This is a genomic window from Leucobacter musarum subsp. musarum (genome assembly GCF_001273845.1).
GTDB lineage: Bacteria > Actinomycetota > Actinomycetes > Actinomycetales > Microbacteriaceae > Leucobacter > Leucobacter musarum.
In genome coordinates, this window is sequence record NZ_JHBW01000062.1 from 98,093 (window position 1) to 113,487 (window position 15,395).

Sequence of the window (15,395 nt, forward strand, 5' to 3'; positions counted from 1 at the left end):
CACCACTTCAGAAAGGAAGTCATGTCTGACCCAACCGAATTCGAGATCACGCCCGAGCGCCGCTCCCGGCGCGGGCTGATCATCGGCGGAGCGATCGCCGTGGTCGCCGCGCTCGCCGTCGGCGCCATCATCGTCACGCAGCAGGGACCCTCCGCCGACGCCGCCGAGGCCTCGAGCGAGCCCCAGGCCGGCGGATCCATCACCTACGCCGTCGGTGCGACCACCGACACGCTCGACCCGTCGCTCTCGCCCGGAAACTCGTGGATCACCGGCCAGGTGGTCGACTCCCTCGTCTTCCAGAACGACGACTACACGTTCGCACCCTGGCTTGCGAAGAGCTGGGACATCTCCGACGACGGCACCGAGTACACCTTCCACCTTCGTGACGACGTCACGTTCAGTGACGGAACGCCCTTGAACGCAGAGGCCGTCAAAGTCAACTTCGACCGCATCGCGAACCCCGACACCCTGTCGTCGTACGCGAAGTCGCTGCTCGGGCCCTACGTCTCTACCGAGGTCGTCGACGAGTTCACCGCGAAGGTGACGCTTAGCGAGCCGCTCACCTCCTTCTTGCAGGGGCTCAGCCTGCCCTACCTCGGCATCCAGTCGCCGGAGTACCTCGAGGAAGCCGGCGCCGACACCGCGAACTCCGTCGTCGGATCGGGCCCCTACGTGCTCGCCGACCTGACCCCCGGCCAGTCGTGGACGCTCGACAAGCGCGACGACTACGCGTGGGCCCCCGAACCCAAGGACCACGGCGCCGCCTACCTCGACCAGGTCACTTTCTCGTACGTGCCCGAATCGTCGGTGCGCGTGAACGGTGTGGCGTCGGGTGAGTTCGACCTCATCAACAACGTCACCTACTCGCAGTACGACACGCTCGAGAATACTGACGGGGTCACGTTCACCGACTACCAGCCGGGCGGCGTGGGCAACGGCCTCGCCCTCAACCTGAAGTCGGGCATCTTCGCCGACAAGAACGTGCGCACGGCCTTCCAGAGCTCGTTCGACGTCGAGACCCTCATCGACTCGACCTTCTACGGCGCCGTCAAGGCGCAGACCGGCGGCGCGTTCACGCCCAACTCGCAGTACTACGACGCCGAGGTCGGCAAGCTGTACGGCTACGACATCAAGAAGGCCAATCAGCTGCTCGACGACGCGGGGTGGTCGGAGAAGAACGCCGATGGCATCCGCGAGAAAGACGGCAAGACGCTCACCGTGCGCCTGCTCTCGTTCCCTGAGCCCTCGCAAGATGTGCTGAACCTCGTCCAGGCGCTGCAGCAGGCAGGCCTCGAGGCGGGCTGGGACATCCAGTACGAACAGCTCGACCGTGCAATCTGGAACGAGCGCATCAACGCCGGCGAGTACGACGTGCAGATCCACAGCTACTTCCGTGCCGAGGCCGACATCGCCCGCACCGTGTGGGCGCAGGAGTTCGTGCCGCCGTGGGGATACAGCTTCTCGTGGCCGACCGACGACAAACTCGAGACACTGCTCAACGAGGGCGCCGAGACTCCCGACGGCGACAAGCGCGAGCAGATCTACCACGACATCCAGTCGTACGTGATCACCGAGGGCCTCGAACTGCCGCTGTACCCGATCTCGCGCCCCTACGCGTACGGCGACGACATCGAGGGGCTCAAGCTCGGCGGCGCCGCGATTCCCTACGCCTACGACCTGTGGAAGAACGCCGACGCGTAACGCTTCGGGGGCCTGATCCGGCGCCACCATCATCACCGCGGCGGCACACCACCGCATCACCGCATCATTGAAAGGAACTGACCATGCCAGTACTCGGAAAGACCGGACTCGACGTCTTCGGACTGCAGCTCGGCGGCAACCCCTTCGGCCACACCGCCGATGAGCCGACCTCGCATGCGATCCTCGATCGCTATCGCGAGGTCGGCGGCAACTTCATCGACACAGCCGATGTGTACTCGGCGTGGATCGAGGGCAACTCGGGCGGCGAATCCGAACGCATCATCGGCAGCTGGCTCGCGCAGCGAGGCAACCGCGACGAGCAGATCATCGCGACGAAGGTCGGCGCGCTCGAGCCGTACCGCACCTTCACCCCCGAGAACATACGTGCGGCGCTCGACGCATCGCTGCAGCGCCTGCAGACCGACTACGTCGACGTGCTCTACCTGCACCGCGACGACGAGGAGACCCCGCTCGAACAGCCGCTCGAAACCCTGCATGAGCTCGTGCAGGCGGGGAAGGTGCGCCACATCGGCGCCTCGAACTTCTCGGCTGAGCGACTGCAGCGCGCGCTCGAGATCTCGCGCGAGCACGGGTGGACGGAGTTCACCGTGATCCAAGACGAGTACAGTCTCGTTAACCGCGAACCCTACGAGCGCGGCACCCGCGACGTGGCGAGCGAGCACGGGCTCGTGAACCTGCCGTTCCGGTCGCTCGCCAAGGGCTTCCTGGCGGGCAAGTACCGCCCCGGCCAGGAGTTCGAAGCCAGCACCCACTCGGGCATCGCCACCTCGTACCTCGCCGAATACGGGGAGACGCTGCTGCCCGTGCTCGACGAGCTCGCCGCGCGGTACGAGACCACGCAAGCCGCGATCGGGCTCGCCTGGGTTGCGGCGCAGCCGACGATCGTGGTGCCGCTCGCCGGAGCGCGAACACTCGACCAGCTGGAGCAGCTGCTGCCCGTCGCGCAGCTCACCCTCGACGCCGCCGACGTCGAGCGGCTCAGCCGCATTACCGAGCTGCAGCCGGTCGCGTGACCGAATCGACTGTGGTCGCCTCGACTGAGACCGGCACCGCGGTGGCGAGCGGAGTGCAGACTCCGCTCGCCGCCCGGGTCGAGGCGCTGTATCCCGAACTCTTCGCGTTCTTCGCCGACCTGCACTGCCATCCCGAGGTGGGCCACCACGAGTTTCGCACGACCGACCGCATCGCCGAGGCGCTCGTCGGCACCGGCTTCGAGGTGCGCCGCCCTGAGGGAGCCACCGGGCTCGTCGCGGTGCTGCGCAACGGGGAGGGTCCGGTGGTGGCGTTGCGCGCCGACATCGATGCGTTGCCGATTCGCGAGGCGAGCGGGGTGCCGTACGCGAGTGAATCGGCGAGTGACGCGGGCGGTGCGGGCTTGGGCGGAGAGACCCGCGCCCCGGCGATGCACGCGTGTGGGCACGACTTCAACACGACGGCGCTGCTCGCCGCCGCGCGACTGCTCTCAGATGATCTCGATGCCTGGAGCGGCACCGTCGTGCTGCTCGCCCAGCCCGCCGAGGAGCTCGGCAACGGCGCGCGGCGCATCCGAGACACGGGGGTGCTCGAGGGGCTGCCGCGCCCTGACGTCGTGCTTGGGCAGCACACGGGCGGGCGCCCGCCGGCGCTGTTCACGAGCCGGCCGGGCACGTACATGGCGGCCGTGCGCGCGTGGAACATCACCGCGCGCGGACCCGGCGGCCACGGGTCGGTGCCGCACCTCACCGTGAATCCGCTGCTGTTCGCCGCGCAGCTCGTCTCCCGGCTGCACGCGATCCCCGCGACGGTGCTCTCGACTGAGGAACGCGCGGTGGTCGTGCCGACCGTGGTGCGCGGCGGCACCGAGGCGAACATCATCCCTGACGAGGTGACGATCACTGTGGCGGCGCGTGCCTTCGACACGGAGGTGCTGGATCGCATCGAGCACGAGATCCTGCGCGTCACCGAGGGCCTCGCCGCCGCCGAGGGGGTCACGGAACTCGTCATCGACCAGCACCGCACGTTTCCCCTCAACGTCAACGATCCCGATGCGCTCGACGCTGCCGTGCAGTCGCTCGAAGCAGAGTTCGGTGCGGGGAGCTACGCCGAGATTCCCGCGATTCTCGGTGCCGAGGACTTCGGCGAGTTCGCGACCTACTGGGGGGCAGCCTCGGCCTACTGGCACTTCGACGCGGGGGTGTCGCCCGACGCCGCCCACCCCGAGGAGGCGCGCCGCGGGCACTCGCCGACGTTTGCGCCCGACCCCGAGGTGGGGCTGCGGCGCGGAGCGCGGGCGCTCACCGCGGTGGCTCTGCGCTTTCTCGGCCCGGGCGCCGGCTGAATGGGGGCGGGTGCCGGCGCCGGGTTCCGGCTCCCGCCAGCCGGTCGCGCCGGAGTTCCTAGAACACCATCGGGCGGTCGTACTCGTCTTCGAAGGTGCCGCCCAGCAGGTCGACATCGATCTCGCAGACGACGGGCACGTGGTCGCTCGGGGCGTCGCCCTTGCGCTCCTCGCGTTCGATCGTCGCGCCGGTCACCGCGTCGGCAAAGGCGGGTGACCCCATGATGAAGTCGATGCGCATGCCCTGATCTTTCGGGAACTTGCCCGCCTGGTAATCCCAGAACGTGAACCCCTCGGGCACGATCGGGCGCACCACGTCGGTGACGAGCTCCTCGAACGAGGCGAACATGGAGCGCTCCTCGGGCGACACGTGCGTCGATGCGCCGACGCGGAACGACGGGTCGGCCATGTCGCTGTCGAACGGCGCGATGTTCCAGTCGCCCATAAGCGCGATCGGCAGCTGGGGATCCTCATCGAGCCACGCCCGCGTGTCTTCGCGCAGCGCCTCCAACCAGGCGAGCTTGTACGCGAAATGGGGGTCGTCGAGCGAGCGGCCGTTGGGCACGTAGAGGCTCCACAGGCGCAGATCGCCCACGGTGACCCCGAGCGCCCGCGCCTCGAGCGGCAGGCCGTTCGGGCCGGTGCCCTGCACGTCTTCCTGGCCCTTGACGGGCTTGCCGAAGCCGGGCATCTCAGTGAATTCGCGCGCGACATCGGTCATTTCGTGGCGGCTCGCGATGGCGACGCCGTTCCACTGGTTGAGGCCGTGAATCTCGACCGTGTACCCGGCCTGCTCGAAGGCCTCGATAGGGAACTGCTCGGGGCGGCATTTGATCTCTTGCATCGCCAGCACGTCGATGTCTTCGCGCACGAGCCAGTCGACCACCCGGCCGAATCGAGTGCGGATCGAATTGACGTTCCAGGTGGCGATGCGCATGCCCGAAATCCTACCGGCCGAGTCACGCGCAGATTTGGACACTGGTCCGAAGTCCGCGCTCAGGGCAGTTACACTGGTGAACACGATTCCCGCTGGGGAGGAGGTCGGTACATGGCTGTTGCAGAACCGAGTCCGAACCTGCCGTCCGTCGCGGTGCCGCGCTCGCGCATTGGCGAAGTCGTCACCGCGGCCCGCGAAGCCGGAGTGTTCGTCACGCTGCTCGGCGATTCGGGCAACGGCAAGGCCTACCTCGCCGAGCGCGCTGCTGAGGAGATCGCCGCTGACGAACCGGCGACGTCGGTGCACGTGCTGTCCCGTGCCCCGCACCCCGGCGACGGCCTTATGTCGGTGTTCAGCGCCGAGACGATGACATCCGGCGCCGGCGGCGATACGTGGGGCGGATCACCGGTCGACACTCAGCTCGCCTTGCAGGTGTTGGAGCGCGATCTTCGCGGCCGCTACCCCGAGCGATCGGTGCTACTCGTTGCGCTGAACGTCGACGAGTACGCGCCGCACGATCTCAGCTTGCTCGACGCACTCGCGCGCTCGCGGCGCTACCGGATCATCGCGACGGCTCGCAAACTTACGAGCGCCCTCGAGCGCATCGGTTTGAGCACCCAGGTGCGCCGAATCTCAGTGGCACCGCTCGAACTCGACGAGGCGGCGTCGTTCCTCGCGTCGCTGCTCGGCGTCGACAGCATCGACTCGGGCACACTTCGGCGCTGGTACGACGCATCGCGCGGCAACGGCTACGCGCTCGCGGTCATCGCGCTCGCCGCCGACCGCAACGGCGAACTCAAGCGCAGCCGAGGCACGGCCTGGGTGGCGTCGCGAGACGAGCTGATCACCGGCGACTACGCCGAAATGCTCGCATCGTCGTGCACCGCTGAAGAGTGGCGTGCGCTCGAATTCATCGCGCAGGCCGAGCCGGTGGTCGAAACCGTGCTGCTGCGCACCATCGATGCTGCAGTGCTGACCGCGCTCTTCGAGCGCGGCATGGTACTTTCCCGCCCTCGAGGCGGCAGCTCATCGCTGGAGACCGGCCACTCGCTGCTCGGCGCATCGATTCGCGCGGGAATGTCGCCGATACGGCGCATCGAGCTGAATGACCGGCTCTACGAACTGCTGAGTGACGACCCGGGCATGCCCGACCCGCGTTTCGATATCGAACGGCTCACCCGCATCGTGGTGTTCGGCGTCGCCGCAGATCGCCAGGTGCCGTTCGAATGGCTCTGGAGCGCGTTCGAGGCGATGGTGCACGGGGGTGACCCGCGGCTCATGCTGCGTCTCGCTCAAGTTATCGCCTTTCGCTCTGAGGCGAACGGGCTGCAGGCCGGTTCGGCAGCGCTGCACGCCCTGCGCCTCAGCCGGTTGCTCGGCGAAGACGCGTCACGCATGCGTATCGTGGATCGCGTCACCGAGATTCTCGCCGTCGACGAACTGGTCGAGCAGATGCCTGGCACGCTCGCGGTCTCGCTGCACTCGACGCTGCTGCGCGAGCGCGTGCACGACGGCGCAGACGCCGATGCGGCACTCGCCGAACTCGAAGCGCTGCGCGATGCGTACCCGACCTGGCAGGCGACGGAGATGATCGATGCAACCCGCGTGCACCTGCTCGCGCACACCGGGCGTCTGCGCGACGCCGCCGAGGTACTGCCCCCGGAGCAGATCTCGCACGACCTGCGCACGGAATGGGTGCGTGCTCCGAGCCGAGCGCTGGCAGCGCTGATTCTTGAGCAGCAGGGGGCGCTCGACGAAGCTGTGCAGAGTACGTCGCACTCGCGCACCCTCAATCAGCTCGGGCCTCGCGCGCGCGGTGACATGGTCGACTTGCAGGGGTTCGCCTGGCTGATGGGCTTCTGGACGAGCGGCAGCCGCGAGAGCGCACATCGTGTCTACGAGGGCCTCGTCAATGAGGCCGCGACCGACGTGCACGGCGAATCGCAGTACTCGGGCCTCGTCGAGACCTGCGGGGTGCTGCTCAGTGTGCAAGAGGGCCGTTGGTCGGAAGCCGTACTCGCGGCGGAGCAACAACTGAACCGATTCGCGCAGAGCGACCCCTACGGGCTCGCGCCCCTGCTGCAGGCCGCGCTTGCGCTTGCGCTCGCGGTTCTGGGCGAGCGAGATACGGCGATCCGTGCGATCGTCGCCTCGGAATACCCGGGGCCCGGGCTCGCCATGGTGCTGAGCGGGCACCGGCGCATTCTCGCGCTGCGTGCGCGTCACTGGTTGCGCGACCCGACCACCGCAGATGAAGCGGTGCGTCTGGCCGAGTGGGCGGCGAAAGAGCAGTTGCCATTCACCGAACTGCTGTCGCGGCACCTGCACGCCGTGGAAACCGGCTCCGTGAGTGCCAGTGGGCTCGAGCGTGCGCACGAGCTCGCCGGGCACATCGACGACGACCTCGCCAGCGCGTTCATCGCGCACCTCGTGCGCATCGGGCGCGGAGTCACCGGTCGACCGTCGGAATCCGATGAGCCCGAAATTCGCTTGCTCGCCAACCTCGGCGTGTGGATTCCGATCACCCCGGGCCCGAACCTCACCCAGCGCGAGCGCGAGATCGTGCTCCTCGCCGGGCTCGGGCACACGAGCCGCTTCATCGCGGAGCGACTCACGATCTCGCCGCGCACGGTCGAGACCCATCTCTCGAACGCGTTCCGCAAGATCGGCGTCGAGAACCGCGATGAACTGCAAGAGTGGATGCTGCGCAATCGCGCGTCGATGCACTCCGACAAGCGCTGACAGGCGCTGACGCGCTGACACTTCGCGCAGCGTTCGCGATCCTGGTCGTCGTCTCCAGGACTCGCCCAGACGCGTCGAGTACATTGAATCGTTATTGTCGGGAGCGATTCGCGCGACCCGTGTGACTCTCGGGAAGCTGAATGATGAAGAAACCTGCTGCAACGCTCGAACGCCAGTCGTTCGTGCGCCACGGCAAGCTGCGTCGTTCGAGCTCGTGGGGCAACGCGCTTCGCGTGCTCGTCACCGCCGCGATCGTGCTCGGTCTGAGCGGCGTCGCCACCGCCGCATACGCCGTGTGGGGCCTCGTACAGAACATCGACACCGTCGATCTCGGCAACGAGGCAGACGGAGTGGGCGTCGGCGATCAGGCGCTCGACGGTGAACTCACCGTGCTGCTCGTCGGCTCTGATTCGCGCGCCGGGCAGTCGGCGATCGAAGACGGTGAAGAAGGCGAACTGAACGACGTCACGATGCTGCTGCACGTGTCGGCGGATCACCAGAACGCGACCGTCGTGAGCTTCCCTCGTGACCTCATGCTCGCGATTCCCGGCTGCACGGGCCCGAATGGTGAGGAATACCCCGCCATGAGCGAGCAGCAGCTCAACTCCACGCTCTCCGAGGGGCTGCCCTGCGTGGCCTCGACGATCAGCGAACTCACCGGTATGGATGTGCCGAATGCCGCGCTCATCACCTTTGACGGGGTCGTCGGGGTATCGAACGCAATCGGCGGCGTCGATGTCTGCCTTGCGCAGCCGATTCAAGACGAATATACCGACCTTGATCTGGCCGCCGGCGAGAACACACTGGTCGGTGTTGAGGCGCTGCAGTTCTTGCGCACCCGCCACGGCGTCGGCAACGGCGGCGATACGAGCCGCATCAGCAATCAGCAGGTCTTCATGTCGGCGCTGGTGCAAAAGCTGAAGAGTGCAGACACGCTCTCGGACCCGGTGAAGGTCTACGGCCTCGCGAAAGCGGCGGTCGAGAACATGACGCTCTCCAAAGGCATGGCGAGCGTGCAGTTCATGCAGCAGGTCGCCAACACGGTGAAAGACATCGACCTGTCGCACATCAACTTCGTGCAGTACCCGTCGTTTGACCATCCCTACCAAGAGGGTCGCCTGACGCCCGACTACGCGAGCGGCGATGCGCTGTTCGAGCTCATCAAGGCGGGTCAGCCGTTCTCGGTCGATAGCCTGGGCGAGGGCGTTGAGGTCGAGGGCGGAACTGCCGCTGACGCAGCTGCCGCCGCCGATGGTTCGGGCACCGCGACAGATGGCACGACGATCGACCCGACCACGGGTCTGCCGATCGACCCCAACACGGGTATGCCGGTTGACGACTCCAGCGCGACCGCCGACGGCACCGCACCCGTCGACGATTCGAGTGCGGGCGCGACGGGTGCGGTCGACGACTCGAGCGCTGGCGCGAGCGGCACCGCCGACGGCACCGGCACGGCGCTCTCGGACAATGTCACGGGTGTCACCGCCGACAAGTCGATCTGCTCGGCGGGTCGCACGGTCTACTGATCGAGAATCGGGGGGATCGTCGCCGCGCGCAGCGATCCACCCCGATTTCCACCGGGCCGCATCCTCCGGTTAGAATGGGTGACGTTGTTCGCGTATGGAGACGTGCCGGAGCGGCCGAACGGACTTCACTGCTAATGAAGGGTCGGGGTTAACTCGACCGGGGGTTCAAATCCCCCCGTCTCCGCCAGTTGAACAACACGAAAAGCCCCTGCTTCGGTGGGGGCTTTTTGCTACCCGCGACGCGGTCGTGAGCGGGGCAATGGCAGCACGCGCTCGAAGGCGCGCTGCACGAACGGGTTCGCAAACATGACGAGCATCGAGAAGTAGCCGATGCGTGGAAACATCACGGCGACCAGCAGGGCAATGCCGAAGAGGAACGCGAGCGTGAGGTCGACCGCCATGCCGCTGCGCAGCTGCTCGGGGGTCGCGCGATGCAGCTCGGCGTGCCGTGCCAGATAGGTGCGCACCGCGAATGACAGCAGCGCGGTGAGCATCATGCTGCCCACGTAGATCACCTTTGCGGAGGCATCGTTCGCCGACAGGTGCCCCGAGATCGCCGTCGCGACGGGCAGCCAGACGATGGTGAGCATCCACGCGACCAACAGCCAGAGCGCTGCGTTGGTGAGACGATCGACAGCGTTGAAGAGGCGGTGATGGTTCAGCCAGAACATGGCGATGATGACGAAGCTGAGCACGAAGCTCACGATGAGATCGCTGTGCTCGAACGCCCACTCCATCGCAGTGCCGTTCGACGCGCTGATCTCGCTGACGCTCTCCATGAGCGGTAAGATCAGCAAGGTCATCGCGATCGCCACGACGGCGTCGATGAAGGCCTTCGGGCGTTCCGCCGCGTAGCCGTCACGGCTCGTGTGCTCTGCTTCGGTGCTCACGCGGGTAATGCTACTCGGGCGTTGCCGCTGGTGCTGGTGCTGGTGCCGGCGCCACGCTCGAGCGCGCCGGCGCCGCACTTGAACGGACCGGTGCTGCCCGCGCGCTGCGTGCGGCGCCACCCTCCCCTTTCCACGAACGCACCCATGTGTCTCGAGAGTGCCGGTGATTTACACGTGCGCTCGCGCAAAAGGGGTGCATTCGCGGGGAGGGGGCGGGCGCGCCAGGAGCGCTGCGAGTTCAGGCGCGGTGCTCGAGGACGGCGCGGGGGCGGGACCGCGCTGAGCCTTGGGGGAAGGGGAAGGGTCGGGCCGGCGCCAGAACCGCAGTGCGCGGTCGGTCAGCCCACCTGCGCGGCGCGGGATCGGTGCGTCTCAAGCGCGACCACTGCGATGACGGCGCATGCCGCCGATCCGACGACGGTGACGACGGGCAGCAGCGCCGAGGCGAGTACCCCGACCGCGGCGATGAGAAAGACGGTCGACGCGGTAACCGAGAGTCGTGTGCGCAGCAGGACCAACCAGACGACGAACATGAACACCGCGACGGGCACCGCGAGAGCGAGCGACGCCGTCGCCGCGTTGAGATGGTCAGAGGCGTGCGAGAGGAGATCGAGTTCGACTTCGATGCCCGCTGAGATCGCGCCGACGGCCGCGAACAGCAGGTAGTGCGCGTATCCGAACCCGAAGCCGGTGCGTGCCGAGTCGAGACGGTCGCCGTATTCGTGCGAGAAGTACATCCACCATACGCCGGCGGCCAGCACGAGGCCGGCTGCCGCGAGCCCGACGATGCCCTCGATGTGCTCGCCCTCATTGATCGCGTCGATGATGGCGTTCGCCGAGGCGAGCAGGCTTTCGCCGAGCAAGATGAGCACGAATAGGCTGTAGCGCTCAGCGATGTGGTGCGGGTGCCACGGAGTGTTGCGGGCACGTTCCGCCCACACGGGCACGAGCACTTCAAACACCATCGCGGGCCAGAACGTCCAGAACTGCACGTCGGCGGCGAAGGCGATGCGCGCGACCCAGATCGCCTGCACCACCGTGATGCCGATGGCGTAGCGCACGGCGACCGAGCGCAACTGCGGGTCAGAGACGGCAAGCCGCACCCACTGCCCGACCATGGCGAGTCGCATGATGACGTAGCCCCACGTCACGGTCGCCCACTCGCCCTCGGCCATCGCGTCGTGCACGCCGGCGGCGAGCACGAGCACGCCGCCCATCTGCACGATCGTGGTCACCCGGTAGAGCCAGTCGTCGGTGTCGAACGCCGAGGCGAACCACGTGAAGTTCATCCACGCCCACCAGATCGCGAAGAAGATCATGGCGTACGACAGCGTGGTGGCTGCAGCGTGACCCTCGACGATGCCGTGATGCAGGTTTTGCGATGCCTGGGAGACCGCGATGACGAAGACGAGGTCGAAGAAAAGCTCGAGCGGGCTGGCGACGCGGTGGCGCTCGTGAGGATCGCGCCCCGACATGCGGATGAGGCCGAACCGGCTGAGCACTGCGGAACTCATGCGTGCGGAGGAATCTGGAACGCGGCGATGCGGTCGTCGGCGAGCGTGACGAACGCGGTCGACTCGCCCGTGAAGACCTGGCTGGTCCAGGTGAAGCGGATCTCGGTGACGTCGCCCTCGGTATCGGCCTCGAGCACCGTCATATGCGCCCCTGCACCGATCGCGTCGGATTCCGCCCACTGCCGCACGCCCGTCGCTCCGCGCAGCACGCGCCCCCAGTCGTCGACGTATCCGTTTGCCGTGAACGCCACGACGAACGCGTCGGTGTCGGCGTCGTTGATCGCATCGACCACCCGTTGCACTGCCCGGGGAACCTGCACCTCGCTCATCGCGCACTCCTATTTCTGGTTCGCCCGCCGGCGAATGCTCGTGTGGATGATCAATTGTAGGATCGCCTGCCGTTCACGCAGATGCCTGTGTCGGGCAGCCCGCCGAGGTGACCCCGGCGTGGGGGTCATTCGTCGACTCTGGATGTCTGAGGCCTGCGATAGTCTCGCGACACGATCGGCTGCCCGTCGCATCCCCGACTCGATTCACGAGGGCCACCATGTTCACTCGCCTGCGCTCGCTCTTGCTGGCTGACCTGCGTCCGTCGCCGGGTGTGCGTGGTGAGCGGCGCGAGGAAAGCCGCGAGGGGCACAGCGGAAGCGGTAAGCGGCGCGATGATCTCGGCCAGCAGCGAGATCACATCGGCGACGGGTGGGCCACGGCATCGGTGATCGGTGCGATACGTCAAGTGGTGCTCGCAACCGCCGCAGGGTGGCAGTTGGTGATGGCGGCCGCAACGCTGACGACACTCGGTGCCGACGGGATCGTGCTCGCGATCGCGCAGATCGTGCTCGCCGCGGTCGCACTGCTCTCGCTGCGGCGTCGTATCCCGGGTGCGATCGTGCCGCTCGGCATGATGGCGCTCGCGCTCGGGGGGTATTTTGCGAGCGGCAACATCGACTCGACACTGGCGTTCGCCGCCTGTTGGCAGATCAACTTTGCGAGCTGCATTGCCGCACTGACGATGCTGGGTCGGTCGGTATTCGTCGTGGTACTCGGATCTGCGGCGGTGATATCGTGCGCGATGGGCATCGGGCTGCCCGAGTGGGGAGTGCAGTTTCCGATCGCGATCTCGGTGACGCAACTGTCGATCGTGGTCGCGATGCGGCTGGGGCTTCCCGCTCTGGTCGCGCTGTCGCGAGACGTCGATCTCGCCGCCGCGGCCGAGGAGCGAGCGGAGCAGCGTTTCGAGGTGACGCGGCACGCGAGTCAGACCATCGCCGAGCAGTCGCGGGTGCTGCACGACACCGCCATCAATACGCTCGGCGCCATCGCGAATGGCACGGCCGGCCTGGTCGACCCCGCTCGGGTGCGCGAGCAGTGCGCGCGCGACGTACAAATGCTCGAGGCGCTGCGCGGGTCCGAGGCGACGCTCGGCACACTCGGCCTGCTCGACATCTTTGGGCTGCCCGGGCTGCCGATTGAACGCTCGGGTATCGTCGACGCTGAGCTCGTCGCCATCGAGCAGCGCTGCGGCGCCCGCACGATCGGCGCGATCGTGGGGTGCGTGCGCGAGGCATTGTCGAATGCGGCGAAGCACTCCGGTGCAGAGCTCGCGCGGGTGCGCATCACGACGGATGTGGATGGCGATGCGCCGGCCAGCAGGCTCGTTGTCGAGGTGTGCGACAGAGGTCGGGGCTTTGTGGGCGAATCGTTGCACGCCGGTGGTGACGACGGAGCGGCGGCGGTGCCCGGCCCGGACGGTTCGTTCGAGCCGCGCACCGCCGTGCGCGGCATCGCGGGGTCGATCGTCGGCCGTGCGCATGATGCCGGGTTCGACGCACGCGTCGAGAGCGCACCGGGGCGCGGCACATGCGTGCGGCTCGACGTGCCTATTCCTGCTGATTCCGACGCGGGTTACGCTGCGGGTTACGGTGCGGCGGAACCCCCGGTGGAGGCGGCGCCGGTCGCAGCTCTGTCGCGCCGGGCGGCAGGGTACTGGGGGCTCGGTGTCGCCGGGGTGAGTATCGTGTTGACGATCGGCGGAGGCACAAATTTGGGGTTTGCGCTGATACCGATGATCGCGCTGATGCTCGCGTGCTGGTGGGCGGCGCAGTACTTCGGATTCGATCGGGGCCCGGCGATGCGCGTGTCGCTGCTGATTGCCGCCGGAGTCGTGTTCGTGCTCTCGGCAGCGGCAACCGGCTTCGGCACAACCGCCCCGGTGCACTGGCAGGCGCTCGCAGCAACCGGTCCGACGGTGCTCTACCTTGCCTGCGCGCCGAGTCGGCGGGAGGCCGGTTGGGCGGCAGCGGCCGGCGTAGCCCTGGTGGTCATCGTTGCCTGCGCAATGCTGCCCACGGATGCGGTCGCCGCGAAAATCACGGCGGTGGCCGGAGTGGTCGGCCTCGGGTTTTCGGTGGTCTGGTTCGCCTTTCAGACACTGGTCGTGTCGCGGGCTGAAGCCGCGGCCCGCGCCCGCCGGCGCGTTTTCGCCGCAGCACTGCGTCGCGAGAAAGAGCTCGCTGCGCAAGCCAGCTATCGGCGCTGGGTCTCGGCCGGGCTCGACGACGCGGTGGTGCTGCTCGAGCAGCTCGCGGGCGGCCGCGACGCCGAAGCGGCTGAAACGCAGCTGGCTTGCGCCAACGAAGAGCGATACTTGCGGCAACTCCTCCAAATCGGCCCAGAACTCGTGCACCTGGGTGGTGGGCTGATGGCGGGGCTGCACCGTGCCAGGCGGCGGGGCGTCGATCTCGAGTTCCGCATGGGCGGTGCCGATGCCCCCGATGCCCCCACCGCCGACCGCATCGTGGACGCGTTGAGCCAGGTCATTGCCGAGACACCCGCGAGTGAGCGATTGGTCGCCACCCTGTTCCCGGTGCAGTCCGGGATGCAACTGACGCTGCTGGGGCCCGCGCTCGCGACCGTCGCCGATGGCGTCGAGGCGCGTCACGAGCGACTCGGTCCGCTCGACCTGCTTGAGCTGACATACACTGGCGAACAACGCCTCGGCGAATGCGGCGTGACCGGTGAACGGTCGACCGAGTACCGAGGTGCACGATGAACACGCAAGTTCCCCAGAACATCTGCCGGGTCGCTCTCGTCGAAGACCATGTGCTGCAGCGCGTGCGCACCGAGGAGCTGCTCGCATCGCAGCCCGAGTTTGCCGTCGTGTTCAGTGCGGCGTCCGCCCCCGAGTTCGTCGCGTGGGTGCGCGATGCGCCCCGTGAGCAGCGACCGCACCTGCTCGTGCTCGACCTCATGGTCGACCGCCAGCCCAGCGTCGACGTCGCGCTCGTCGAGCAACTGCTCGCGGCCGGCCTCAAGATCGTCGTGCTGTCGGCGCTGGCGTCGCCGCCGTTGGTGCGCGGCATCGTGCGCGCCGGAGTCACCGGCATCGTGGGCAAGCGCGACTCCGAGAGCGACATTCTGGCCGCGGTTCGCGCGGTACTGCGCGGGGAAGAGTGGATGACCACGGAGCTTGCGGGCATCATTGCCGGTGATCCTGAACGCCCAAAGCTGAGTCTGCAAGAGGAGCGCGCGCTGGTGCTCTACGCATCGGGTCTCACCGTGGAGCAGGTGGCCGCGGCGATGAACATCGGCCGTGAGACGGCGAAGCAGTACCTCGATCGGGTGAAGCGTAAGTACTCCGACGCCGGGCTGCCGGTGCGCTCGAAACTCGATTTGGGGCGCATCGCCTGGAGCGAGGGGTACATCGACCCCGCCTTCTGATGAGTGGAGCCCTCTCCTCACCGGCGT

At 67.5% G+C, this 15,395-nt stretch carries 11 protein-coding genes and 1 tRNA gene; 8 read left to right on the forward strand and 4 right to left on the reverse strand.

Annotated elements, in window-relative coordinates; translation table 11 throughout:
• The first annotated feature begins 21 nt into the window (after nucleotides 1-21).
• From CH42_RS00640 to CH42_RS00650, 3 genes are all read left to right on the forward strand, one after another.
• A complete protein-coding gene (locus CH42_RS00640; protein WP_053351283.1) occupies nucleotides 22-1,701 on the forward strand; it encodes an ABC transporter substrate-binding protein in 1,680 nt (559 codons plus the stop codon).
• An 83-nt stretch (nucleotides 1,702-1,784) separates the two neighbouring features.
• Nucleotides 1,785-2,735, forward strand: coding sequence for an aldo/keto reductase (locus tag CH42_RS00645; protein WP_053351284.1), 951 nt, complete (start codon nucleotides 1,785-1,787; stop codon nucleotides 2,733-2,735).
• A complete protein-coding gene (locus tag CH42_RS00650; RefSeq protein ID WP_053351285.1) occupies nucleotides 2,732-4,039 on the forward strand; it encodes a M20 metallopeptidase family protein in 1,308 nt (435 codons plus the stop codon). The genes CH42_RS00645 and CH42_RS00650 overlap by 4 nt, the downstream gene beginning before the upstream one ends.
• 58 nt (nucleotides 4,040-4,097) lie before the next feature.
• Here CH42_RS00650 and CH42_RS00655 read toward each other — a convergent pair whose 3' ends face one another.
• Nucleotides 4,098-4,976, reverse strand: coding sequence for an exodeoxyribonuclease III (locus CH42_RS00655; RefSeq protein WP_053351286.1), 879 nt, complete (start codon nucleotides 4,974-4,976; stop codon nucleotides 4,098-4,100).
• Between the two features lie 111 nt (nucleotides 4,977-5,087).
• Between CH42_RS00655 and CH42_RS00660 the strand changes: the two genes are divergently transcribed.
• The 3 genes from CH42_RS00660 (at nucleotide 5,088) to CH42_RS00670 (ending at nucleotide 9,431) form a co-directional block, all read left to right on the forward strand.
• Entirely contained in the window at nucleotides 5,088-7,718 is a 2,631-nt protein-coding gene (locus CH42_RS00660; RefSeq protein ID WP_053351287.1) for a LuxR C-terminal-related transcriptional regulator, read from the forward strand.
• A gap of 140 nt (nucleotides 7,719-7,858) precedes the next feature.
• On the forward strand, nucleotides 7,859-9,244 hold the full coding sequence (locus CH42_RS00665) for an LCP family protein (protein WP_053351288.1): 1,386 nt from the start codon (nucleotides 7,859-7,861) through the stop codon (nucleotides 9,242-9,244).
• A gap of 96 nt (nucleotides 9,245-9,340) precedes the next feature.
• Nucleotides 9,341-9,431 (forward strand) — tRNA-Ser (locus tag CH42_RS00670).
• A gap of 43 nt (nucleotides 9,432-9,474) precedes the next feature.
• Here CH42_RS00670 and CH42_RS00675 read toward each other — a convergent pair.
• From CH42_RS00675 to CH42_RS00685, 3 genes are all read right to left on the reverse strand, one after another.
• Nucleotides 9,475-10,134, reverse strand: coding sequence for a TMEM175 family protein (locus CH42_RS00675; protein WP_053351289.1), 660 nt, complete (start codon nucleotides 10,132-10,134; stop codon nucleotides 9,475-9,477).
• Nucleotides 10,135-10,472: 338 nt separating this feature from the next.
• On the reverse strand, nucleotides 10,473-11,648 hold the full coding sequence (locus CH42_RS00680) for a low temperature requirement protein A (protein ID WP_239683891.1): 1,176 nt from the start codon (nucleotides 11,646-11,648) through the stop codon (nucleotides 10,473-10,475).
• A complete protein-coding gene (locus CH42_RS00685) occupies nucleotides 11,645-11,977 on the reverse strand; it encodes a nuclear transport factor 2 family protein (protein ID WP_053351290.1) in 333 nt (110 codons plus the stop codon). Before CH42_RS00685 ends, CH42_RS00680 begins: the two co-directional genes overlap by 4 nt.
• Before the next feature lie 218 nt (nucleotides 11,978-12,195).
• Between CH42_RS00685 and CH42_RS00690 the strand changes: the two genes are divergently transcribed.
• Together CH42_RS00690 and CH42_RS00695 are read left to right on the forward strand one after the other, a co-directional pair.
• The gene (locus CH42_RS00690) at nucleotides 12,196-14,700 is read left to right on the forward strand and encodes a sensor histidine kinase (protein WP_053351291.1); all 2,505 of its coding nucleotides are present in this window, start codon (nucleotides 12,196-12,198) and stop codon (nucleotides 14,698-14,700) included.
• Entirely contained in the window at nucleotides 14,697-15,368 is a 672-nt protein-coding gene (locus CH42_RS00695; protein ID WP_053351292.1) for a response regulator transcription factor, read from the forward strand. The genes CH42_RS00690 and CH42_RS00695 overlap by 4 nt, the downstream gene beginning before the upstream one ends.
• The last annotated feature ends 27 nt before the right edge of the window (nucleotides 15,369-15,395 follow it).